Origin of the sequence: Methylobacterium fujisawaense (genome assembly GCF_039619325.1) — a bacterium.
Lineage (GTDB): Bacteria > Pseudomonadota > Alphaproteobacteria > Rhizobiales > Beijerinckiaceae > Methylobacterium > Methylobacterium fujisawaense.
The window spans coordinates 3,291,484-3,311,117 of sequence record NZ_CP155000.1; the positions used below are offsets into that span (position 1 = coordinate 3,291,484).

Sequence of the window (19,634 nt, forward strand, 5' to 3'; positions counted from 1 at the left end):
AAAATCTCTAGGTTAAATCATATTACGATTTTGCAAATTTTTGGTTTAAAACTGTGATACAGGCAGTTGATCGATCCGTTTTTTGGATCTATGTCCGCAAACCTAAGAAGATTGGAATTCCTAGGGAGATTGTACGGACGACATAGAATTACATATGGAGGACAAATTGGGGACAAATTCGAAAAACGACGGTATTGTCGATTACGGATACGCGGCTTGGGCGGGATTCCTAGGCGGAAATCTTTCGAGCTTCGTCAAGTGGGGATCCGAGATCCCTTTCCCGCCCCGGGAGGCCGGCCGCATCTCGCCACCCTTCGCCATCCTCAAGGCGCTTGGCCTGAACGCCGAGGACATGACCTACGTTTTCACCGGTCACGTCATCAATTACGGCGTCGCCCTGGTGCACCAGGGCTTCTCGATCGTCTTCGGCCTGCTCTATTGCCTGCTCGCAACGGCATGCCCGCTCGTGACGCTGGGGCAAGGACTGGCCTTCGGACTGATCATAACCCTCCTGTTCCACGCCATCCTGCTGCCGCTGGGCGGCTGGGCGCCCCAGGTCTGGGACATTTCCGCCCATGAGGTGTTCTCGGAGGTGTTCGGGCACCTGCTCTGGGCTTGGACGATCGAGATCGTCCGGCGCGACATGGTGAGGATGCGGTTCGCGTCAGCGTCCACCTTGGCGAAAGCCAGCTCTGAAGTTCGATCGATGGCAACGAACAGGTAGAGGGTGCCATCTCCCGTCCAGACCTCTGCGAGATCGATGTGGACATAGCCGATGACATCATCGGCAAAGCGCGTCGTCTTGCGCTGATCGCCTTTTCGGCCCTTCGCCGCATCGGCCGCCGTCTGCCGAGCTCGCCACGTCTGGCGTCGTCGGGCTGACGCCGCAGCGTCCGGCGGCGGCCCTCACACCGTCTTGACGGCGCTGTCTTGCGCGACGGAGCGCCTCCGTCGTGCGGGCGCTGCCGTGGCGCCTTCGGCCCAGCGCGCATCCCGCGGGATCCAACACCCGATCTCAGGGGTCTGCCCGCAGCATCGCCGACATGGCGGGGTCCGCGGGAATGTCGGCTTCCGCCGCCTCCGGGGAGGACGGGAGCGGGCCGCTTTCGGCCTTTGCATCGGTTGCCGGTCATCCGGCGCGTCTTCGGGGACGCGGTGCTGGCGTGTCTCGCACCTCTCCTTGCACAGGGCTTGCAGGTTGCCGACGGCAGTCGGGCAACTGAGGTGCGATCAGCCATGGAGGAGCGGGCAAGCAACGCAACGTCGAGCACTTACTGGCGCACGCAGGAGATGTTCCTCATCCAAGAGGTCATGAACCTCGTCGGTAAGGGCCTGCACCTCGACCAGGTCGCCCGCGAGATGCTGCACCTGCTCTCGGAGATCGTCGGGCTCAACCGTGGACGCATCGTCCTGAAGGACCCTGACGGCGCCGGCTATCGCATCGCCCATTCCTACGGCCTGACCCGCGAGGAGGTCGCCCGCGGCCGGTATGCGCCGGGCGAGGGCATCACCGGCCGTGTCATCCAGGATGGCCACCTCGTCATCGTCCAGGACATCGACAATGACCCGGTCTTCCTAGGGCGTGCGGTCGAGCGCGCGCGACTGCCCCGTGGCGCGGTGTCGTTCCTGGCGCTCCCGATCCGGGTCGAGCAGAGAACTGTCGGCGCCATCGCCTGCCACAGGATCCGCCACCGGGAGCGACCGCTCTCCGACGACCTCACCCTCCTTCGCATCATCGCCACGATGGTCAGCCAGTTGCTGACCCTGAACGAGCGGGTCGAGCGGAAGACACGCGCGCTCGAGGAGCACAACGATATGCTGGCTCGCGAGTTGCGCATCAAGCGGGCCCGCTACGGCATCATCGGCACCTCGCCCGCGCTGCTGCGCGCGCTCGTACAGGTCGAGAAGGTCGCGGACGCGACCGCGAGCGTCCTGCTGCTCGGCGAGTCCGGCACCGGCAAGGAACTGTTCGCCCGCGCGCTCCACCTCGCAAGCCCCCGGCGGGACCGGCCGTTCGTCAAGGTGAACTGTGCGGCCATTCCAGAGAGCCTCTTCGAATCGGAACTGTTCGGCCACGAGCGCGGCGCGTTCACCGGGGCGGTCGCGGCACGCGCCGGCTGGTTCGAGCAGGCGAGCGGCGGCACCATCTTCCTCGACGAGATCGGCGAGATGCCGGCGATCCTCCAAACCAAGCTGCTGCGGACCCTGCAGGAGGGGACGGTCGTTCGCCTCGGTGGCAAACGGGAGATCCGCGTCGACATGCGCCTGGTCGCCGCGACCAACCGGGACCTCGCGGCCGAGGTCGCCCACGGCCGCTTCAGGGAGGACCTCTTCTACAGACTCAACGTCATCCCGATCACCCTGCCGCCCCTGGCCGAACGGCGAGACGACATTCCGGACCTCGTGCTGCATTTCCTGACGCAGGCGAACCAGGCCAACCAGCGCAACGTCAACCTGACCCGGTCGGCCGTCGCACATCTCGCCCGCCAGCCCTGGCCGGGCAACATCCGCCAACTCGCCAACTTCATCGAGCGGCTCGTCTTGCTGGCCAGCGAGGGCGTTCTCGACGTCGACGACCTGCAGCCGATGCTTGGGGGCGTGACTGTCTCGGGGGCGGTTGCGCCGGGACCGGCACGGCACATCGTGCCGACAGGGGGAGACCCGGTCCATGCGATGGGCGGCCTTCGGCCCTATCTGCCCGCCGACTCGCACGATGGCGCGCAGTTGCGCCTGGCCCTCACGCAAGCGGGTGGCAACAAGACCCGCGCCGCGCAGAGGCTTGGCCTCACCGAGCGCCAGTTCTCCTACCGCTGGCGGAAGCTCCAGCCGATGGCCTAACCAGCCTCGCCCAAGTCCGACAATGTCGACACAATGTCGACATTCACTGTCGCAACCGGGCGATCAAATCACCGCGGCCCTCACCTAAGAATTTGGAAAACCTGGATTTTCAAAGATAATTCCCGGTTCGGCCATCCTGGCATCTGCCTTGCGCAAGTCCTTCCGAGCCGCCCCCGACAATTGCGGGGCTGAGCCGGAAGGAACACCAGATGAGCGCGAGCGCCGCCCCGAAGACCGTCACCACCTACCTGCGTCCGATCGACCGCGACGGCCTGATGCAGTTCGCCGAGAAGGGCCGCTGCAATCCCGGCTCGCGCGGCACCAACAAGGTGCACACGGTCGTCGACGGCCAGTACCGCACCCTCAGCTACGTCGGCGACCATGCGCCCGTCGTGGTCGACGAGCCGCTGCATCTGTTCGGCGAGAACACCGCGCCGGCGCCCGGCGAGATCGCGCTCTCCGCCCTCGGCGGCTGCCTCGCGGTCGGAATCACCGCGGTGGCGACCTGGAAGCAGGTGCGCCTCTCCCGCCTGGAGCTCCACCTCGAGGGCGACATCGGCAACCCGGCCGCCTGGGGCGCCGGCGGGGCGGAGAAGAAGCCGGAGGATATGGGCTTTCAGGAGATCCGGGTCGCCGTGACCATCGAGGGCGACGCGACCCGCGAGGCGCTCGACGAGATCGTGCGCCACGCGAACCACTTCTCGCCGGTGGCCAACACCCTGCGCAACCCGGTCCCCTTCAAGATCGGCCTGGCCGATTGAGCCCGTCGGCATGACCCGGCGGCCCCGCCCCCTTTCCCCTTCCTGAGGAGATTGCACGATGTCGAGCGCCCTCGCCCTTCCACCGGCCGGGCCCTCCGTGACGGAGGCGCCGTTCGCGAGCCCGGCCGGCCGCACGTGGACGGACGAGACCGTCCTCGCCGAGACGACGGCCATTGCCGACGGCCCCCTGGGCGCGGCGGCGAGCAAGATCGACCACGGCGCGTACCCGCTCGACATCATGGGCAGGCTCGGAGACGCAGGCGCGCTCGGCGTCCACCTCGACCGGCACGGCGCGCGCGTCGGCCTGGCCATCGCCGCCATGCAGGCGGCGAGCCGGGCCTGCGGCGCCACCGGCTTCCTGATGTGGTGCCACGATGTCTGCGGCCTCTACCTGGAGCGCTCGGGCAACCCGGCGCTCTCCGGCGCATTCCTCGACGACCACGTCGCGGGCCGCACCTTCGGCGGCACGGCGCTCTCCAACCCGATGAAGGCGTTCGCCGGGATCGAGCCGATCCTGCTGCGCGCCCGTCGCGTGCCCGGCGGCTACCGGGTCAGCGGCATGCTGCCCTGGGTCAGCCACATCGGCGCCGGCCAGTACTGCGGGGCCATCGCGGGCGTCCTCGGCGCCGGCGACGCCATCAGCCACGAGATCATGTTCCTGCTGCGCTGCGACCGCGCGGAGCTGCGGCCCTGCCCGCACTTCTCCGGCATGGAGGGCACCAGCACCTGGGGCGTGCGGCTCGACGAGTACTTCGTCGGGCAGGACGACCTGATCGCCGATCCGGCCCGGCCCTTTATCGGAGGGATCCGGGGCGCCTTCATCCTGCTCCAATGCGGCATGGGGCTCGGCGTGGCCGAGGGAAGCCTCGACGCCATGCTGGCGGTTGAGGAGACCCTTGGGCACGTCAACCAGTTCCTCGATGACCGCCCCGACACGGTCGCGGCCGAGCTCGCGGAGCTCCGCGCCCGGGTGATGCGGCTCGCCGAGACGCCCTACGATGGCTCGACCGACTACCTGATCGACGTCCTCGACGCCCGGGCCCAGACCGCCGAGCTGGCCCTGCGCGCGTCGCAGTCGGCGCTCCTGCATCAGGGCGCGCGCGGCTACCTGATGTCGGCGGCCCCGCAGCGCCGCGTCCGCGAGGCGCACTTCGTCGCCATCGTCACGCCGGCGATCAAGCACCTGCGCTGGGAGATGGCGCGCCTGTCCCGGGAGGTGCTGCCGAGCGGCACCGGCGTGGGAGCTCGGGCATGACCGTCCTGGAACCCACCGACGGCCTCGGCCCCTGGAAGCAGTTCCTCTGCCGGGCCTGCGGGCTGATCTACGACGAGGGCGAGGGCGATCCCGACAGCGGCCTGGCGCCCGGAACCCGGTTCGCCGACATCCCGGACGACTGGGCCTGCCCGATCTGCGGGGTGACCAAGTCCGACTTCGAACCGTACCGGCGGCGGGCCCCGGTCGCGCCGGTGCCGGCGGCCGCGGCCGCGCAGCGCCGGCCGGGCGTGGTGATCGTCGGCGCCGGTGCCGGGGGATGGGCGGCCGCGGAGGCGATCCGGGCCGAGGACACCCAGGTTCCGATCACACTGGTGACGGCCTGCGGCGGCGACGTCTACCACAAACCGGAACTCTCGGTTGCGCTGGGACGCAACCTGTCGCCGGACAGGCTGCGTCGGGAGACGGGCGCCGCGGCGGCTGCCCGCCTGGGCCTGCGCCTGATGGCCGACACGGTGGCCGTGGGCCTTTCCCCGGAGCGGCACAGCCTGCGCACCACGCGCGGCACCCTGGGGTACACCGCCCTCGTCCTGGCCCACGGCGCGCGTCCGGCGCTGCCGGCCTGCCTCGACCCGACCCTGTGCTGGCGCGTGAACGACCTCGCGGCCTGGGCCTCCCTGCACGCCGAACTCGCACAGGGCCCCCGTGCCGTCGCGGTGATCGGCGCCGGCATGGTCGGCTGCGAACTCGCGGAGGACCTCGCCCGGGCCGGACACGCCGTGACGCTCGTCGGGATCGGGGCGCTGCCGCTGCCCGAGCTCCTGCCGGACGTGGCGGGCCGCCGGCTCCTGGCCGGACTCGAAGGGCTGGGCGTGCGCTACCGGGCCAACGCCGTCGTGCGCGGCCTCGGCCGCCGGCCGGGCGGCGAGGTCGCGCTCACGTTCGCGGACGGGACGATTCTGGTCGCCACGACGGTGATCGCCGCGACCGGGCTCGCCACGCCCTCGCGGCTCGTGCGCGGTGCCGGGCTCGCCTTCGACCGCGGGATCGTCGTCGATCCGGCGACCCTGCGCACGAGCGGACCCGACATCTTCGCGCTCGGCGACTGCATCAGCATCGCGGGGCGACCCTGCCGCTTCATCGAGCCGATCGCCCGCCAGGCCGAGGCCATCGCCCACGCGATCCTGGGCCGGGAGCATCCGGGCTACGCGCACGCCGCGCCCGTCATCCGTCTGAAGACGCGTTCGACACCGATCGCGCTGCACGGCGCGCCGCTCCCCGGGGAGCCCTGGCACATCGTCGAGCACACCGAGAGCCGGCTCGCGATGGAACAGCGGCGCGACGGCGAGGTCACCGCCTGGCTGGCCGCCTGAGGCGCTGACGATGACGAACGATTTCCACGCAACCGATCCCGCCTTGGCGCAGGCGCGCGGGCAGGTCGAGGCCAGCCTCTCGGGCACGACCCCGCGCCTCGCCGTGCACGGCCTCATCGACGAGCCGACCCACACCGCAACCTTCGTCGTGCACGATCCCCGGAGCCGCGCCGCGGCGGCGATCGACAGCGTGATCGCCCATGTCGGCGAACAGGGCCGGACCGTCGCGTGGATCCTGGAGCCCCCCGGCCACGCCGCCCCCCTCTCGGCCGCGCCGCACCTCCGGGAGGGTCTTGGCGGCCGGCCCGGGATCGGGCGCGGCATCCTCCAGGTGCAGGACGCGTGCGGCACGCTGTTCAACGCGGGGACTGAGGTCGCCCGCACAGGCGCCGCGTTCGACCGGTTGTTCGACGAGGGTGACGGCTTCCGTGACGGTCGGGACGGGAGCGTTCGCGATCGCCGGCGTCTCCCGCGTCTACCGCGTCTCCCGCGTCTCCCGCGTCGACTGAGCCCTGGTCCCGGCCTTCGCGGAAGGCGCCGGCAGCGGCCTCTCTGGGCTTCCCCGGCCCTCCGCCCGTGCAACCCGCAAGAGCCCGCTCGACACGGTGCCGGGAAGGCTCATCGGAGGTGCCGGCCTCGCGATGCTGCTCCGGTGATCCGGCACGGCTCGACGCTGCCGAGAGACCGGCACCGGCCCACCGTCTCGACCTTCGCCAGCCAGGCGGGGGGATGCTGATCCGAGCGAAGATTTCATGATGCGGCGCGCTTGGCGCGACAGTTGCTGCGAATTTCAAGACTTCAACGCCGGAGTTCTCGATGGCCCGTTCCGACAATCCTTTTGATGCCCGGCGCAGGCTCGGCGGCTGCTCCTGCGGTGCGCATGCGGACCAAGCCGCGCACGAAGCCTCTCTCCCGTCGGGCGACGCCGCGGTCGTGCGCGTCGTCGAGGCAGCGATGCTGCGGGCGCTGTTCCCGCACGATGCCGGACGCCGCGCCTTCCTGAAGAGCGTCGGCGCCGCGACCGCCGCAGCGGCGGTCGCCCAGTTCCTGCCCACGCAGTTCGTGGCCGAGGCGTTCGCCGAGGCCGGCAGGCCGGAAAGGGCGGATCTCAAGGTCGGCTTCATCCCGATCACCTGCGCCACGCCGATCATCATGGCCAAGCCCATGGGGTTCTACGAGAAGCAGGGCCTGAACGTCGACGTCGTCAAGACCGCCGGGTGGGCGGTGGTGCGCGACAAGACCCTGAACAAGGAATACGACGCCGCCCACATGCTCGCGCCGATGCCGATCGCGATCACGCTCGGCCTCGGCTCGAATCCCGTTCCCTTCGCGGTGCCGGCGATCGAGAACGTCAACGGCCAAGCGATCTGCCTCGCCAACAAGCACAAGGACAATCGCGACCCGAAGAACTGGAAGGGCTTCAAACTCGCCATCCCGTTCGACTACTCGAACCACAACTACTTGCTGCGCTATTACTTGGCCGAGCACGGCATCGATCCCGACACCGACGTGCAGCTCCGCTCGGTGCCGCCGCCCGAGATGGTCGCGAACCTGCGCGCCGACAACATCGACGGCTTCCTGGCGCCGGACAACATCGTCCAGCGCGCGGTCTACGACGGCGTCGGCTTCATCCACGTGCTGTCGAAGGAGATCTGGGACGGGCATCCCTGCTGCTCGTTCTCGGTCGCGCAGGACACGATCCGCGAGATGCCGAACGCCACGGCCGCGCTCCTGCGCGCCATCCTCCAGGCGACCGCCTACGCCTCGCGACTGGAGAACCGCAAGGAGATCGCCGCCGCAATCGCGCCCGCGAACTACCTGAACCAGCCGCTCACCGTCGTGGAGCAAGTCCTGACCGGCACCTACGCGGACGGCCTCGGCAGCGTCAGGAAGGATCCGCGGCGGGTCGCCTTCGACCCGTTCCCGTACGAGAGCTTCGCGATCTGGACGCTGACCCAGATGAAGCGCTGGGGCCAGATCAAGGGCGATGTCGACTACGCCGCCGTAGCGAGGCAGGTCTACCGCGCCACCGATGCCGCCAAGCTGATGAAGCAGGACGGCCTCGCCCCGCCGGAAGCCACCACGAAGACGTTCGTGGTGATGGGCAAGCCCTTCGATCCGGCCAAGCCCCAGGAATACCTGGATTCCTTCAAGATCAAGCGCGCGAGCTGAGTCATGCAACGCACCCTGACCCTGCGCGCCGGCATCCTCTCCCTGGCGCTCCTCGCGGTGATCCTACTCGGCTGGCAGGTCGCGGTGAGCGGCACGGCCAAGACCGAGGCGATGGATCCGGAATACGCGGCCCTGATGGGTCAGGCGGCCACCACCGGCAAGTCGGCCATGCCCGGCCCCCTGGATGTCGGGGCGACCATCTGGGGGCACCTGAGTGACCCGTTCTACGACCGCGGCCCGAACGACAAGGGCATCGGTATCCAGCTCGCCTATTCGATCGGGCGCGTGGCGCTCGGCTACGGCTTGGCGGTGCTGGTGGCGATCCCGGTCGGCTTCCTCATCGGCATGTCGCCGCTGATGAGCCGGGCGCTCGATCCGTTCATCCAGATTCTGAAGCCGGTCTCGCCGCTCGCCTGGATGCCGCTCGCCCTCTACACCATCAAGGACTCGGCCCTGTCGGCGATCTTCGTGATCTTCATCTGCTCGCTCTGGCCGATGCTGATGAACACCGTGTTCGGCGTGTCGAGCACGCGGAAGGAGTGGCTCAACGTCGCCCGGACCCTGGAGGTCGGGCCGGTGCGCCGGGCGTTCACGGTGATCCTGCCGGCCGCCGCGCCGACCATCCTCACCGGAATGCGCATCTCCATCGGCATCGCCTGGCTCGTGATCGTCGCGGCCGAGATGCTCGTGGGCGGCACCGGCATCGGCTACTTCGTCTGGAACGAGTGGAACAACCTCTCGATCACCAACGTGATCACCTCGATCTTGGTGATCGGCGTCGTCGGCATGGCCCTCGACCAGCTGCTGGCGCGCGCGCAGCGCCTCGTCACCTTCCCCGAATGAGGCACCCGATGAGCAAGCTGCTTCCCTTCGTGCGGCGCTCCAGCCGTGCCGCCCCCGCTCCCGTTCAGGCCGGGACCAGCCGCATGTCGAACGCAGAGAAGTTCATCTCCATCGAAGGGATCGCGCGGCGCTATCCGGGGCCAGGGGGCAAGACGACCACGATCTTCGAGGACCTGTGGCTGCCCATGCGCCGCGGAGAGTTCGTGTGCATGATCGGGCACTCGGGCTGCGGCAAGACCACGGTGCTCAACATCCTGGCGGGGCTCGAGGCCCCGTCCGAGGGCGTCGTCATCGTGGATGGGCAGGCGATCGAAGGAACCAGCCTCGATCGGGCGGTGATCTTCCAGGGCCACGCCCTGCTGCCCTGGCGCAGCGTGCTCGGCAACGTCGCCTACGCGGTCTCCGCGCGCTGGCGGACGGCGCCCAGGGCCAAGGTCGAGGCGCGCGCGAGGAAGGCCATCGCCACGGTGGGACTGGCGGGCTCCGAGCACAAGCGCCCCTCCGAACTGTCGGGCGGCATGAAGCAGCGCGTCGGCATCGCCCGGGCGCTCTCGATCGAGCCGAAGATCTTGCTGATGGATGAGCCCTTCTCGGCGCTGGACGCGCTGACCCGGGGAACCCTGCAGGACGAGGTCCGCCGCATCTGCGTCGAGACCGGCCAGACGGTGTTCATGATCACACACGACGTCGACGAGGCGATCTATCTCGCCGACCGGATCGTGCTGATGACCAACGGACCCCGAGCGAGGGTCGCGGAGCTCGTCGAGAACCCGCTGCCGAAGGACCGTGATCGCACGCAGCTCCACCATGCGCCCGGGTACTACGCCCTGCGCAACCACCTGATCGACTTCCTGGTGACCCGCTCCACGACGCTGCGGGACGCGATGCCGGACGGGTACGACCCGCGCCATCCGCCGGTCGTGCGGCCTTCCCTGAGCGAGGCGGACGCGGCAGCCGGCGCCGCCGAGCCTCCAGCCCGCCGGGCCTGATCCGCGGCCGTCGCCCACGCGTCGGGATGGCCGCCGGATCGCGCGGAAGGCATCGGCAGTCCCGACGGTAAACCGCTTCGCCCGTCACCCTCGCCCGGTGCGCGAACGCGAGGCGTGACTTGCCGAACTCCTCGGCCTCACCGCGGCGGAGGAGCGGATGCTCAACGAGCCGCTGATCTACCGGTTCTACGAGCGGGTGATGGTCTACGGCACGACCTTCGAGGAGCTGATCCAGGAGGGGTTCGGCGCGGCATCGTGTCGGCGATCGACTTCAACATGGACATGGCCCGCGAGGCCAGCAACAAGGGCGACCGGGCGAAGCTCACCATGTCGGGCAAGTTCCCGCCGCACAAGTCTTGCGGCAACAACGACGACAGGCCGGAATACGGGCTCAAAGCATAATGAAATCAGATCCGACCGGCGAATCACAACGTGGCGGAAATGCTTCCAGTATATTTTCGGTCAGAACAACTTGAGAATTACGATCTGCCAATGAGCCTGTAATGTTTCGGTGTGAGCCCGGTCAACCGCCGAAAGGCCGTTGCCAGATGGCTTTGACTGGAGAAGCCCGTATCGAAGGCAATCGCCGTGACGGCAAGGTCGGTCGAGAGGAGCATGGTCTTGGCCCGCTCGACACGGCGTGAGAGGACATACTGGTGAACCGTCGTTCCCCATTGCTTGAGGCACACGCGGGACAGGGTGCGAGGGGATACGCCGATCTCGGCGGCAAGCGCCTCGAGGGAGAGGTCCTCGGCGAGCCGCTCTTCGATCAGGTCGCGGATGCGCCGCATCTCGCCGCGATCCAGCGCATCGTTGTCCAATACCGTCCGTGATGAGCGACCGTTCGCCGTATAGGCCCGGACAAGGCGCACGACCATCGCGTGGACCAGCTCGTCGACATAGAGCGCCGATGAGGCATCGGGCTCCTCCCGCAGGATCTCCAGGATGGCCAGGGCCAGCTGCTCGAGGAGCGGATCAGACGTTCCAAGCGGAATGTCGAGCTCGACCCGTGGCGCCGTCGCACTCCACATCTGGCGCGCGGTCTCGTCGATCAATCCCTGGCGGAGATGCATCGCAAGCATCTCGGAGCGTCCGCGTCTTTGCCACTCGCTCTTGTCGTGGGCGGGGATCAGGTGGAACTGCCGGGGGCGCAACGTGCTCGCCTCGGTCGCGCCGCCGCGCCCGATGCGTCGACGGATCTGGGCCGGACGCGCGACGCAGTAGCCGAGGCAGGGATTGCCAACCGGATCGAGCGTCCCCGTCCACGGCTCGACGGCGACGTGCTGCGCGTGAATGTCCCGCCAGCCCCGCCCCGTGCTGCGGGCCAGCGCGATATTCTTCGGCCAGGAGCCGATGTCACGCGTCTGCATCGTCGCGCTCGTCATGTCCCCGACCCTGTCGGCACGTCCCGCCAGCCTCCGCGCCGCACGCTGTCCGGAATCTGTTCGAGCCCGGCCCGAATTTGGAAGAGTGCCGTCCAAAGCTAAGGGCAGTCTAGGGCTTGAACAAGTCATCACTGGCGGACAGCTCGGCATTCGACTGCTCGTTCCGCAACTGTATTGGCTCAATTTCGAGCAGATAGCTCGCTTCTCCGGCAGGATGTTCGGCTGGACGGAGCGTGCGTGGAGAGCGGGCACGATGTCCTCATTGTTCAGCGAACTCCGGGTCCGCGATGTCACGTTGCGCAACCGCATCGCGGTCTCGCCGATGACCCAGTTCTCGTCGCCGGACGGCCTCGTGAACGATTGGCACTTGGTCCATCTGGGCTCGAAGGCGGCGGGCGGCGCCGCGCTCGTGGTGGTCGAGCAGGCGGCCGTGTCGCCGGAAGGCCGCATGTCCACGCAATGCGCGGGCATCTGGAACGACGAGCAGGGTGAAGCCCTGGCCCGGATCGCCCGCTTCGTCTCGACCGTCGGGGCCGTGCCCGGCATCCAGCTCGGCCACACGGGCCGGCGGGGCTGCGTCGAGCCTCCGTGGAAAGGCGGCGGCCACCTGCCGGAAGATCACCCCGACGCGTGGGAGATGATCGGCCCCTCCGCGGATGCGTTCGGCGGGGTCATGCCGCGCATCCCGCGGGCCATGACGCACGACGATATCGCGACCGTCACGCGCCAGTACGCCGAGGCCGCACGCCGGGCGCGGGACGCCGGCTTTCAGTGGCTGGAGATCCACTGCGCGCACGGCTTCCTCCTGTCGAGCTTCTTTTCGCCCCTGGCCAACCGGCGCACCGATGAATACGGCGGCGATTTCGCCGGGCGCAGCCGGCTGCTTGTCGAGGTCTTCGAGGCCGTCCGCTCGGAATGGCCCGAGCGGCTGCCGCTCTCCATGCGGTTCGGCGTGACGGAATTCGCACCCGGCGGCCAGACCATCGACGAGTCGGTCGAACTGGCTCGCCTCCTCGCGCCCCGGGGACTCGACCTCGTGGACGTCTCCTTCGGCGGCAACTCGGGCCGCGCCCAAACGCCGTGGGACGAGGAGGGCTTCATGGTCCCGGCGGCGCAGCGAATCCGCAAGGAGGCGGGGGTCCTGACCGCCGCGAACTGGAACCTGGCTGATCCCGTCTTCGCGGAGTCGATCGTCAGGGAGGGCCAAGTCGACATCGTCATGCTCGGCAGGCCGATGCTCGCGAACCCCCACTGGCCGGTCTACGCGGCGATGGTTCTGGGCGAGGCGCGCCCCTACGACATGCTGCCCGTCCAGTTCAAAACTTGGCTCAACAAGTATCAACGCAGCCGCGTCAACAACGGATTCGGCCACGTGGTCGCCGATGCCGCATCGAAGGCTGCCGAATAAACGCCCGATCCAACATCAACGCGTCGAAGCCGGAGGTCGAACGGTGTCAGCAGAGGAAACACATCTCGAAGTCCCGAAGAACGATCTGCCGCAGGCCCGACTCGGATGGATCATGGCGTGCATTCAAACGGTGATCTACGGCAGCTTCGTCGGCACCTTCATCGTTTCGCCCGCCACCATGACGCGGCCGATCGCGCCCGGGATGGCCGTGACGGTCGCCACCGTCGGCGGCCTCCTCGCCATCCTGTCCACCATGATCCTGACGGGACTCTACGTCCTGCTCGCCAACCGTCTCACCGCGCGCTGAGGAGGCGACCCCATGCGAAGATCCCTATTGGCCACCCTGCTGCTCCTGGGCGCGACCGCCCCGGCGCTCGCGGGCGATCCCGGCGGCGGCCTGAACGCCGCGGCGATCGGAATGTTCGTCGGCATCGTCATCGTGACGCTGGGCATCACCTACTGGGCGGCCCGGCGCGCTCAATCCGCCGATCAGTTCTATGCCGCCGGGGGCCAGATCTCCGGCTTCCAGAATGGCATCGCGCTGGCCGGTGACATGATATCGGCCGGCGCGCTCCTCGGCCTCGCCGGATTGATCTGCTCCTCCGGCTTCGACGGCCTGATCTTCGCCGTCGGCTACGCGACCGGCCTGCCCTTCGTCGTCTTCCTGGTGGCCGAGAGATTGAGGAAGCTCGGCCGCTACACGGTGGCCGACGTCCTCGCGACGCGCCTGTCGGAAACGCCGATCCGCATCTTTACTGCCGTCGCCACCCTCGTCATCGTGATGTTTTACCTCATCGCCCAGATGGTCGGGGCGGGACAGTTGATCCGACTGCTTTTCGGGCTGGACTATCTCTACGCGCAGATCCTCGTGGGCGCGCTGATGATCTGCTACGTGATGTTCGGCGGCATGGTGGCGACGACTTGGGTGCAGATCGTCAAGGCGACGCTGCTGCTCGCCGCCGGCGTCGCGATCGCGCTGCTCATCCTGGCGCGCTTCGGATTCGACTACGACAGCCTCATCGCCCAGGCCATAGCGGTGCATCCGAAGCACGCGGCCATGATGATGCCCCAGGTCTATTCGGGCAGCGTGTGGCAGTCGATCTCCCTTGGCATGACCCTGATGCTCGGGGCGGCAGGCCTGCCGCATGTCCTGATGCGCTTCTTCACCGTCCCGGATACCCGTGCCGCCCGCGTGTCGGTGTTCTGGGCGGTGATGTGCCAGAGCGGCTTCTTCGCCCTCATCTTCGTCATCGGCTTCGGAGCGCTGGCCATCATAGGCGGGGACCCGGCCTATCTCGACGCCAAGGGCGCCATCCGCGGCGGCGGCAACATGGCCACCGTCCATCTGTCGCACGCTTTGGGCGGCGACACGCTCATGGGCCTCGTCTCCGCCGTGGCGTTCGCCACGATCCTGGCGGTGGTCGCAGGACTGACGCTGACGGGAGCCTCGGCGGTTTCGCACGATCTCTACGCCCGCATCATCGGCCGGGGCCGGGCAACGGAGCGCAGCGAGATCCGCGCCTCGCGGCTCGCCACGGTCGGCCTCGGCATCATCTCGGTACTGCTCGGCATCGCCTTCCAGACCCAGAACGTCGCCTACATGATCAGCCTCGCCTACGCGGTCAGCTGCAGTTCGACCCTGCCGCTGCTGATCCTGGCGCTGTACTGGAGCGGCCTGACGACCCGGGGCGCCATCGCGGGAGGAGTGACCGGGCTCGTTGGCGCGACCGTCCTGACGGTTCTCGGCCCGCCGGTCTGGGTGAAGGTGCTCGGAAACGCCGCGCCGATCTTCCCGATCGATCCGCCCACGATCGTGACGATGCCATTGGCATTCCTCACGGCGTTCGTGGTCTCGGCGATGGACCGCAAGTCCGCGCCCGCGGCGGCGATGTCGCCCGCGACCTAGCGCTACTCCTGCGGGGCCTCGCGATCTCGACCGTTGCGAGCCCCCCCTTGACGGTTCCGCCATGGGCACGCGCCGGTCAGGCATGGAAGCAATCCATCGCGGAACGATGAAAGGTCCGCGTCCCAAGTATAAGGTTCACAAAGCGGGAATTCTGCTTCCGGCCATGACCGCCGGATCGGGGGCGCTTCAGAATGACTGGGTTGGGTGCTTTCCTGCCCATCGGCTTTCGGCGGCCGAATCCGTAAGTTCGCCCGTTCGCCCGGATCGTGTCGGTCGACGGATGCGCGCCCATTTGGGTCGTCCAAATCCCCCAAGGCAGTGCCCGAAAGCGGCACGCGACATGACGGCGTGCGCCGGCTTGCGCGCATGACAACGGCAGCCAACCGAGACCAGCCAATATGCCCCACGGATCGTTGCGGGCGGGCACCTCTGCGCAACGCGAACCTGCCCCATGGTGACGCTTGTCGCCCCAGGGCAGGACGGCAGCGTCGAAAATCGAGCAGAATGGCTTTGTGCCGCGCGGTCACACGACGATGGCGTGCACGGTCCGGTCCGTCGGGGCCAAGGTCGAGACTGGTCACGCTTGCTGCCAGGGCCAAAATCCAAGTGTCGACCGTTCGGCAACATCCTCAAGGTGCTTCTGAACCAGCCGAACAAAACTGCACTTGAGACGGGCGAATATTTAGGGATCTCGAAACCAGGAAACATGGACATCGTTCCAGGTCGAGGGTCGTGCGCTTCACCGGCCGGACCGGTAGCGCGCTGAACGCGCCGCGATCGAAAAATGGCGGCTCAAGCGAGGATCTGCGCCCCCGACGCAACGCCGCTCGCCGGCGAAGCAAGTCACACGAACAACATTCCAACCGGCCGACCCTCGCCCCCAGTGCGTCCGGTGCGCAGATCCGAGGCGCTGCAGGCTAATCGAAGAGTCCTTCCACCCACCCTCGACGAAGCGGAATCTTAGCCTCGTCGCCTCAAGTAAAATGGCATTCTGTTTTCTTGAACGACGATATCGTTTGCGCATAAGTTCTTTGCCTGAGGGGACACAAGCGATCTTTCCCCGAAAAAATATAATCAATATGATTATTTACTGGGGCATCACTTCGGATGTCCTTGCTATACCGAGACGACTCGCCGATGCAGTTTGCACCTTCCGCCATCTCTCGCAGAGTCTCATCCCGGCTCGGGGTTCGGCGAGGCTGTCTCGCACTCCTTGCCCCTCTCTCCGCCGAGGCCCTGTCGCCGAGCGCCGTCGAGACCGTCACGGGCGAGGCGGGCCCGCAGACGGATGCCGGCGCGATCGGCGGCGCCCCCCATGGCGGCGTCAAATGGCATGGGCCGCGGGCACCCGACACGGCCTCGCTGGCTGCGGCGGGGTTGTCAGGCCAACCTGATCTCAGGAGGCACCGGCAGCGCCTGTTCTCGCGACAAGCTCGTCTTCGAGGTCCACGCTCATCTTGCCGTAGGGAACGGTATCTTCTTCGAGCCGGTGGTCCAGTACGTCGTGAACGGTGATCCATACTGGAATCCGCACACGGACAATCGCTCGAAAGACGGCGTTGACGTTGACGCCACGCGGATCGTCCCGCTGGCGGCGATCTTCGGCCTCGCTCCGGGCTGAACCGCCCGACCTTCCCGCCCTCACCACACCGACTGCGACGCGCTGCCATGCCCGGCCAGACCATTCGCTTCAACGCCTTCGCCATGAATTGCGTCGGCCATCAATCGCCCGGCCTCTGGGCCCACCCGCGAGACCGTTCGTGGCGATACAAGGACTTGGAATACTGGCAGGATCTCGCTCGGACTTTGGAGCGTGGCATCTTCGACGGTATCTTCATCGCGGATGTCGTCGGATACTACGATGTCTACAAGGGCTCCAACTGGCACGCCCTCGAGCAGGCGGCCCAGATCCCCGTGAACGATCCGCTGCAGCTGGCCGCGCCGATCGCCCTCGCCACGGACCATCTCGGGATCGGCATCACTGCATCCACGTCCTTCGAGCACCCCTACACCTTTGCAAGGCGCCTCTCGACGGCGGATCACCACACCAAGGGCAGGATCGGATGGAACATCGTCACGTCCTACCTGGAGAGCGGAGCCAGGAATGTCGGCCAGAGCGGCCTGCAGCGCCATGACAACCGCTACGAGGTCGCGTCGGAATACGTCGAAGTTCTCTACAAGCTCTTCGAGGGGAGTTGGGAGGATGGGGCGGTCCTGCGGGACCGGGATAGGCGGATCTTCACGGACCCGTCGAAGGTCCATGAGATCGGCCACCGCGGGCGGCACTTCACGGTCCCCGGCTATCATCTCAGCGAGCCCTCACCGCAGCGCACACCCGTGCTCTACCAAGCCGGCGCGTCGGGCCCCGGCAAGGCCTTCGCGGCAACGCATGCCGAATGCGTCTTCGTGGCCGCGCCCCTCAAGGCGATGCTCAGGGCCTATGTCTCCGATGTCCGCGCCAAGGCCGTCGCCGCGGGGCGGTCGGCTGAGGACATCCTGATCTACAACCTCACGACCGTGATCGTCGCCGAGACCGACGAAGCCGCGCAGAGGACGTTCGAGGACTATCAAAACTACGCATCCTACGACGGCGCGCTCGTCTTCATGTCGGGCTGGAGCGGGATCGACTTCGGGCAATACGCACCGACCGATCTCGTGAAGAAGGTCGAGACCAACGCCATCGTCTCGATGGTCGAGACCTTCACGGCGGACGAGAAACCCTGGTCGATCGCCGAGTTGGCCCGGTGGGGCGGCATCGGCGGAATCGGGCCGGTCTTCGTCGGCTCGCCGACGACCGTCGCCGACATCCTGCAGGAATGGGTCGAGGAGACCGGGGTCGACGGCTTCAACCTCGCCTATGCGGTCACGCCCGAGACCTTCGAGGATACGGTCAACCTGCTGGTGCCGGAACTGCAGCGTCGCGGTGTCTATCCGAAGGCGTACAGGCCCGGGACCCTACGCGAGAAACTGTTCGGACGCGGCGCCTACTTGCCCGAGTCCCATCCGGCTCACGGCTACCGGGACATCGAAGCCGTGAAGGCGCGCGAGGCCGCGGGCCTTGCGGCGGCCGAGTGAGGGCGGCGATGCCCAAACCTCTTCTCGACGTCTTGGACGTCTCACTCTCCTTCAGAGGCCTGAAGGCGCTCGACGCGTTGAGCTTCTCGGTGACGCGCGGCGAGATCTGCGCCCTGATCGGTCCGAACGGCGCGGGAAAGAGTTCGGTCCTCAACATCCTCAACGGCGTCTATCGCGCCGATGGCGGGGCGATCGTGTTCGACGGCGGCCGCCTGGGACAGATCCGTCCGGTCACGGCCGCGCGGCGGGGCATCGGGCGGACCTTCCAGCACGCGGCCCTGTTCGGCGGCCTGAGCGTGCGCGACAACGTTCTCGCCGGCCTGTCGCGCAAGAGCCGGACGACGCTCCTCGACGATGCCCTGGGCCTGCCGCGCGCGCGCGCGGAGACGCGCAGATTTCTCGCTGCAGCCGACGAGATCCTCGGCTTCCTCGATCTCGCCGCCCACCGCGACCGCCTCGTCTCGACCCTTCCCTACGGCCTTCAGAAGCGCGTCGATCTCGGGCGGGCGCTGATCGCGAAACCGAAGCTCCTGCTTCTCGACGAGCCCATGGCCGGGATGAACGGCGAGGAGAAGCGGGCCATGGCGCGTTTCATCAGGTCCGCGCGCGACACCCTCAGGACGACGATCGTCCTGATCGAGCACGATATCGGCGTGGTCCTCGGTCTCTCCGACCACGTCGTCGTCCTCGATTACGGGCGCAAGGTCGGGGACGGCCCACCGTCCCAGGTCCGCAGCGATCCGGCCGTCATCGCCGCCTATCTCGGCAAGCCGCAGTGAGGACCGCGCGATGAGCTTCTTCCTGGAGACGCTCGTGGGCGGAGTGCTCGCGGGCGTGATGTATGCCCTCGTCGCGATCGGCTTCGTGCTGATCTACAAGGCGTCCGGCGTGTTCAACTTCGCGCAGGGCTCGATGGTGCTCTGCGCTGCGCTGACCTTCGTGACCCTGACGGAGAAGGGACTTCCGTTCTGGCTCGCCGGTCTCGTCGCCTTGGCGATCATGGTGACGCTCGCCGTGGCGGTCGAGCGGGTGGTGCTGCGCCCGCTGGTCAACCGCTCGCAGGTCACCCTGTTCATGGCGACGCTCGGCCTGTCCTACATCATCGAGGGCGGCTCGCAGTTTCTCATGGACGCGCGCGTCCACGAACTCGACCTCGGGATCGCCGACCTTCCGGTCGCGCTCGGACCGATCCAGGTCAGCTCGTTCGATCTGGTGGCCGCCGCCAGTGCCGGCGCGCTGGTCCTGGGTCTCGCCCTGTTCTTCGAACGCACCCGGGTCGGCAAATCCCTGCGCGCCGTCGCGGACGACCCACAGGCCGCGCTGTCCGTGGGAATCCGGCTTCCGGCACTCTGGGCGGCCGTCTGGGCCGTGGCCGGGTTCGTCGCGCTGGTGGCGGGACTGCTCTGGGGCGCACGGCAGGGCGTCCAGTTCTCCCTGACCTTCGTGGTGCTGAAGGCGCTGCCGGTGCTCATCATCGGCGGATTCACCTCGATCGCCGGCGCCATCGTCGGCGGCCTCATCGTCGGGGCGGGCGACGCCCTGGCCGAGATCTATCTCGGGCCGCTCCTCGGCGGATCCGTCTCCACGTGGTTCGCCTACGGGCTTGCGGTCGCCTTCCTGCTGGTACGGCCGGCCGGATTGTTCGGCGAGCGGCCGATCGAAAGGGTCTGA

18 protein-coding genes and 1 pseudogene are annotated in these 19,634 nt (G+C 67.7%); 17 read left to right on the forward strand and 2 right to left on the reverse strand.

Annotated elements, in window-relative coordinates; translation table 11 throughout:
- Nucleotides 1–154: 154 nt before the first annotated feature.
- Nucleotides 155–724: a YagU family protein gene (locus ABC766_RS15670; protein ID WP_053609338.1), complete on the forward strand. Its 570-nt coding sequence runs from the start codon at nucleotides 155–157 to the stop codon at nucleotides 722–724.
- Here ABC766_RS15670 and ABC766_RS33995 read toward each other — a convergent pair.
- A pseudogene (locus ABC766_RS33995) lies at nucleotides 673–792 on the reverse strand (IS481 family transposase); the annotation flags it as partial. The gene ABC766_RS15670 and the pseudogene ABC766_RS33995 sit on opposite strands and share 52 nt — an antisense overlap.
- A gap of 444 nt (nucleotides 793–1,236) precedes the next feature.
- Between ABC766_RS33995 and ABC766_RS15680 the strand changes: the two are divergent.
- The 9 genes from ABC766_RS15680 (at nucleotide 1,237) to ABC766_RS34000 (ending at nucleotide 10,591) form a co-directional block, all read left to right on the forward strand.
- A complete protein-coding gene (locus ABC766_RS15680; protein WP_053609339.1) occupies nucleotides 1,237–2,838 on the forward strand; it encodes a sigma-54-dependent Fis family transcriptional regulator in 1,602 nt (533 codons plus the stop codon).
- Between the two features lie 209 nt (nucleotides 2,839–3,047).
- On the forward strand, nucleotides 3,048–3,599 hold the full coding sequence (locus tag ABC766_RS15685; protein WP_053609340.1) for an OsmC family protein: 552 nt from the start codon (nucleotides 3,048–3,050) through the stop codon (nucleotides 3,597–3,599).
- A 58-nt stretch (nucleotides 3,600–3,657) separates the two neighbouring features.
- Nucleotides 3,658–4,854, forward strand: a complete 1,197-nt coding sequence (locus tag ABC766_RS15690; RefSeq protein WP_287090161.1) for an acyl-CoA dehydrogenase family protein — start codon at nucleotides 3,658–3,660, stop codon at nucleotides 4,852–4,854.
- Nucleotides 4,851–6,185, forward strand: a complete 1,335-nt coding sequence (locus ABC766_RS15695; RefSeq protein ID WP_345822634.1) for an FAD-dependent oxidoreductase — start codon at nucleotides 4,851–4,853, stop codon at nucleotides 6,183–6,185. The genes ABC766_RS15690 and ABC766_RS15695 overlap by 4 nt, the downstream gene beginning before the upstream one ends.
- Nucleotides 6,186–6,195: 10 nt before the next feature.
- A complete protein-coding gene (locus ABC766_RS15700; protein ID WP_345822635.1) occupies nucleotides 6,196–6,921 on the forward strand; it encodes a hypothetical protein in 726 nt (241 codons plus the stop codon).
- An 80-nt stretch (nucleotides 6,922–7,001) separates the two neighbouring features.
- Nucleotides 7,002–8,357 (forward strand): CmpA/NrtA family ABC transporter substrate-binding protein, encoded by a 1,356-nt coding sequence (locus ABC766_RS15705; protein ID WP_043379219.1) that lies wholly within the window; start codon nucleotides 7,002–7,004, stop codon nucleotides 8,355–8,357.
- Between the two features lie 3 nt (nucleotides 8,358–8,360).
- Nucleotides 8,361–9,200, forward strand: coding sequence for a nitrate ABC transporter permease (gene ntrB / locus ABC766_RS15710; protein WP_043759789.1), 840 nt, complete (start codon nucleotides 8,361–8,363; stop codon nucleotides 9,198–9,200).
- Between the two features lie 8 nt (nucleotides 9,201–9,208).
- Nucleotides 9,209–10,189 (forward strand): ABC transporter ATP-binding protein, encoded by a 981-nt coding sequence (locus ABC766_RS15715; RefSeq protein ID WP_345822636.1) that lies wholly within the window; start codon nucleotides 9,209–9,211, stop codon nucleotides 10,187–10,189.
- A gap of 255 nt (nucleotides 10,190–10,444) precedes the next feature.
- Nucleotides 10,445–10,591: a hypothetical protein gene (locus ABC766_RS34000; protein ID WP_427902309.1), complete on the forward strand. Its 147-nt coding sequence runs from the start codon at nucleotides 10,445–10,447 to the stop codon at nucleotides 10,589–10,591.
- A gap of 77 nt (nucleotides 10,592–10,668) precedes the next feature.
- Here the strand turns inward: ABC766_RS34000 and ABC766_RS15725 are convergent, their stop codons facing one another.
- Nucleotides 10,669–11,559 (reverse strand): AraC family transcriptional regulator, encoded by an 891-nt coding sequence (locus ABC766_RS15725; RefSeq protein ID WP_345822637.1) that lies wholly within the window; start codon nucleotides 11,557–11,559, stop codon nucleotides 10,669–10,671.
- Here ABC766_RS15725 and ABC766_RS15730 point away from each other — a divergent pair.
- The 7 genes from ABC766_RS15730 to ABC766_RS15760 all read left to right on the forward strand — a co-directional run bounded on the left by ABC766_RS15730 (nucleotide 11,543) and on the right by ABC766_RS15760 (nucleotide 19,634).
- Nucleotides 11,543–12,982, forward strand: coding sequence for an NADH:flavin oxidoreductase/NADH oxidase (locus ABC766_RS15730; protein ID WP_236961872.1), 1,440 nt, complete (start codon nucleotides 11,543–11,545; stop codon nucleotides 12,980–12,982). The genes ABC766_RS15725 and ABC766_RS15730 overlap by 17 nt on opposite strands.
- Nucleotides 12,983–13,025: 43 nt before the next feature.
- Nucleotides 13,026–13,289: a DUF485 domain-containing protein gene (locus ABC766_RS15735; protein WP_043379227.1), complete on the forward strand. Its 264-nt coding sequence runs from the start codon at nucleotides 13,026–13,028 to the stop codon at nucleotides 13,287–13,289.
- A 12-nt stretch (nucleotides 13,290–13,301) separates the two neighbouring features.
- Complete coding sequence (locus ABC766_RS15740; RefSeq protein ID WP_043379231.1) at nucleotides 13,302–14,888, forward strand: sodium:solute symporter family transporter; 1,587 nt, start codon at nucleotides 13,302–13,304, stop codon at nucleotides 14,886–14,888.
- Between the two features lie 1,315 nt (nucleotides 14,889–16,203).
- Nucleotides 16,204–16,509, forward strand: a complete 306-nt coding sequence (locus tag ABC766_RS15745) for a hypothetical protein (protein ID WP_345822638.1) — start codon at nucleotides 16,204–16,206, stop codon at nucleotides 16,507–16,509.
- 47 nt (nucleotides 16,510–16,556) lie between these two features.
- Nucleotides 16,557–17,963: an LLM class flavin-dependent oxidoreductase gene (locus tag ABC766_RS15750; RefSeq protein WP_053609348.1), complete on the forward strand. Its 1,407-nt coding sequence runs from the start codon at nucleotides 16,557–16,559 to the stop codon at nucleotides 17,961–17,963.
- A gap of 8 nt (nucleotides 17,964–17,971) precedes the next feature.
- Nucleotides 17,972–18,742 (forward strand): ABC transporter ATP-binding protein, encoded by a 771-nt coding sequence (locus ABC766_RS15755; protein WP_345822639.1) that lies wholly within the window; start codon nucleotides 17,972–17,974, stop codon nucleotides 18,740–18,742.
- A gap of 10 nt (nucleotides 18,743–18,752) precedes the next feature.
- The gene (locus ABC766_RS15760; protein WP_345822640.1) at nucleotides 18,753–19,634 is read left to right on the forward strand and encodes a branched-chain amino acid ABC transporter permease; all 882 of its coding nucleotides are present in this window, start codon (nucleotides 18,753–18,755) and stop codon (nucleotides 19,632–19,634) included.

Excerpts from the sequence above, each read along its gene's own strand:
- ABC766_RS15670 (WP_053609338.1), top strand. The coding sequence starts at position 155 with ATGGAGGACAAATTGGGGACAAATTCGAAAAACGACGGTATTGTCGAT.
- ABC766_RS15680 (WP_053609339.1), top strand. The coding sequence starts at position 1,237 with ATGGAGGAGCGGGCAAGCAACGCAACGTCGAGCACTTACTGGCGCACG.
- ABC766_RS15685 (WP_053609340.1), top strand. The coding sequence starts at position 3,048 with ATGAGCGCGAGCGCCGCCCCGAAGACCGTCACCACCTACCTGCGTCCG.
- ABC766_RS15690 (WP_287090161.1), top strand. The coding sequence starts at position 3,658 with ATGTCGAGCGCCCTCGCCCTTCCACCGGCCGGGCCCTCCGTGACGGAG.
- ABC766_RS15695 (WP_345822634.1), top strand. The coding sequence starts at position 4,851 with ATGACCGTCCTGGAACCCACCGACGGCCTCGGCCCCTGGAAGCAGTTC.
- ABC766_RS15700 (WP_345822635.1), top strand. The coding sequence starts at position 6,196 with ATGACGAACGATTTCCACGCAACCGATCCCGCCTTGGCGCAGGCGCGC.
- ABC766_RS15705 (WP_043379219.1), top strand. The coding sequence starts at position 7,002 with ATGGCCCGTTCCGACAATCCTTTTGATGCCCGGCGCAGGCTCGGCGGC.
- ntrB (WP_043759789.1), top strand. The coding sequence starts at position 8,361 with ATGCAACGCACCCTGACCCTGCGCGCCGGCATCCTCTCCCTGGCGCTC.
- ABC766_RS15715 (WP_345822636.1), top strand. The coding sequence starts at position 9,209 with ATGAGCAAGCTGCTTCCCTTCGTGCGGCGCTCCAGCCGTGCCGCCCCC.
- ABC766_RS15730 (WP_236961872.1), top strand. The coding sequence starts at position 11,543 with ATGTCACGCGTCTGCATCGTCGCGCTCGTCATGTCCCCGACCCTGTCG.
- ABC766_RS15725 (WP_345822637.1), bottom strand. The coding sequence starts at position 11,559 with ATGCAGACGCGTGACATCGGCTCCTGGCCGAAGAATATCGCGCTGGCC.
- ABC766_RS15740 (WP_043379231.1), top strand. The coding sequence starts at position 13,302 with ATGCGAAGATCCCTATTGGCCACCCTGCTGCTCCTGGGCGCGACCGCC.
- ABC766_RS15745 (WP_345822638.1), top strand. The coding sequence starts at position 16,204 with ATGGCGGCGTCAAATGGCATGGGCCGCGGGCACCCGACACGGCCTCGC.
- ABC766_RS15750 (WP_053609348.1), top strand. The coding sequence starts at position 16,557 with ATGCCCGGCCAGACCATTCGCTTCAACGCCTTCGCCATGAATTGCGTC.
- ABC766_RS15755 (WP_345822639.1), top strand. The coding sequence starts at position 17,972 with ATGCCCAAACCTCTTCTCGACGTCTTGGACGTCTCACTCTCCTTCAGA.
- ABC766_RS15760 (WP_345822640.1), top strand. The coding sequence starts at position 18,753 with ATGAGCTTCTTCCTGGAGACGCTCGTGGGCGGAGTGCTCGCGGGCGTG.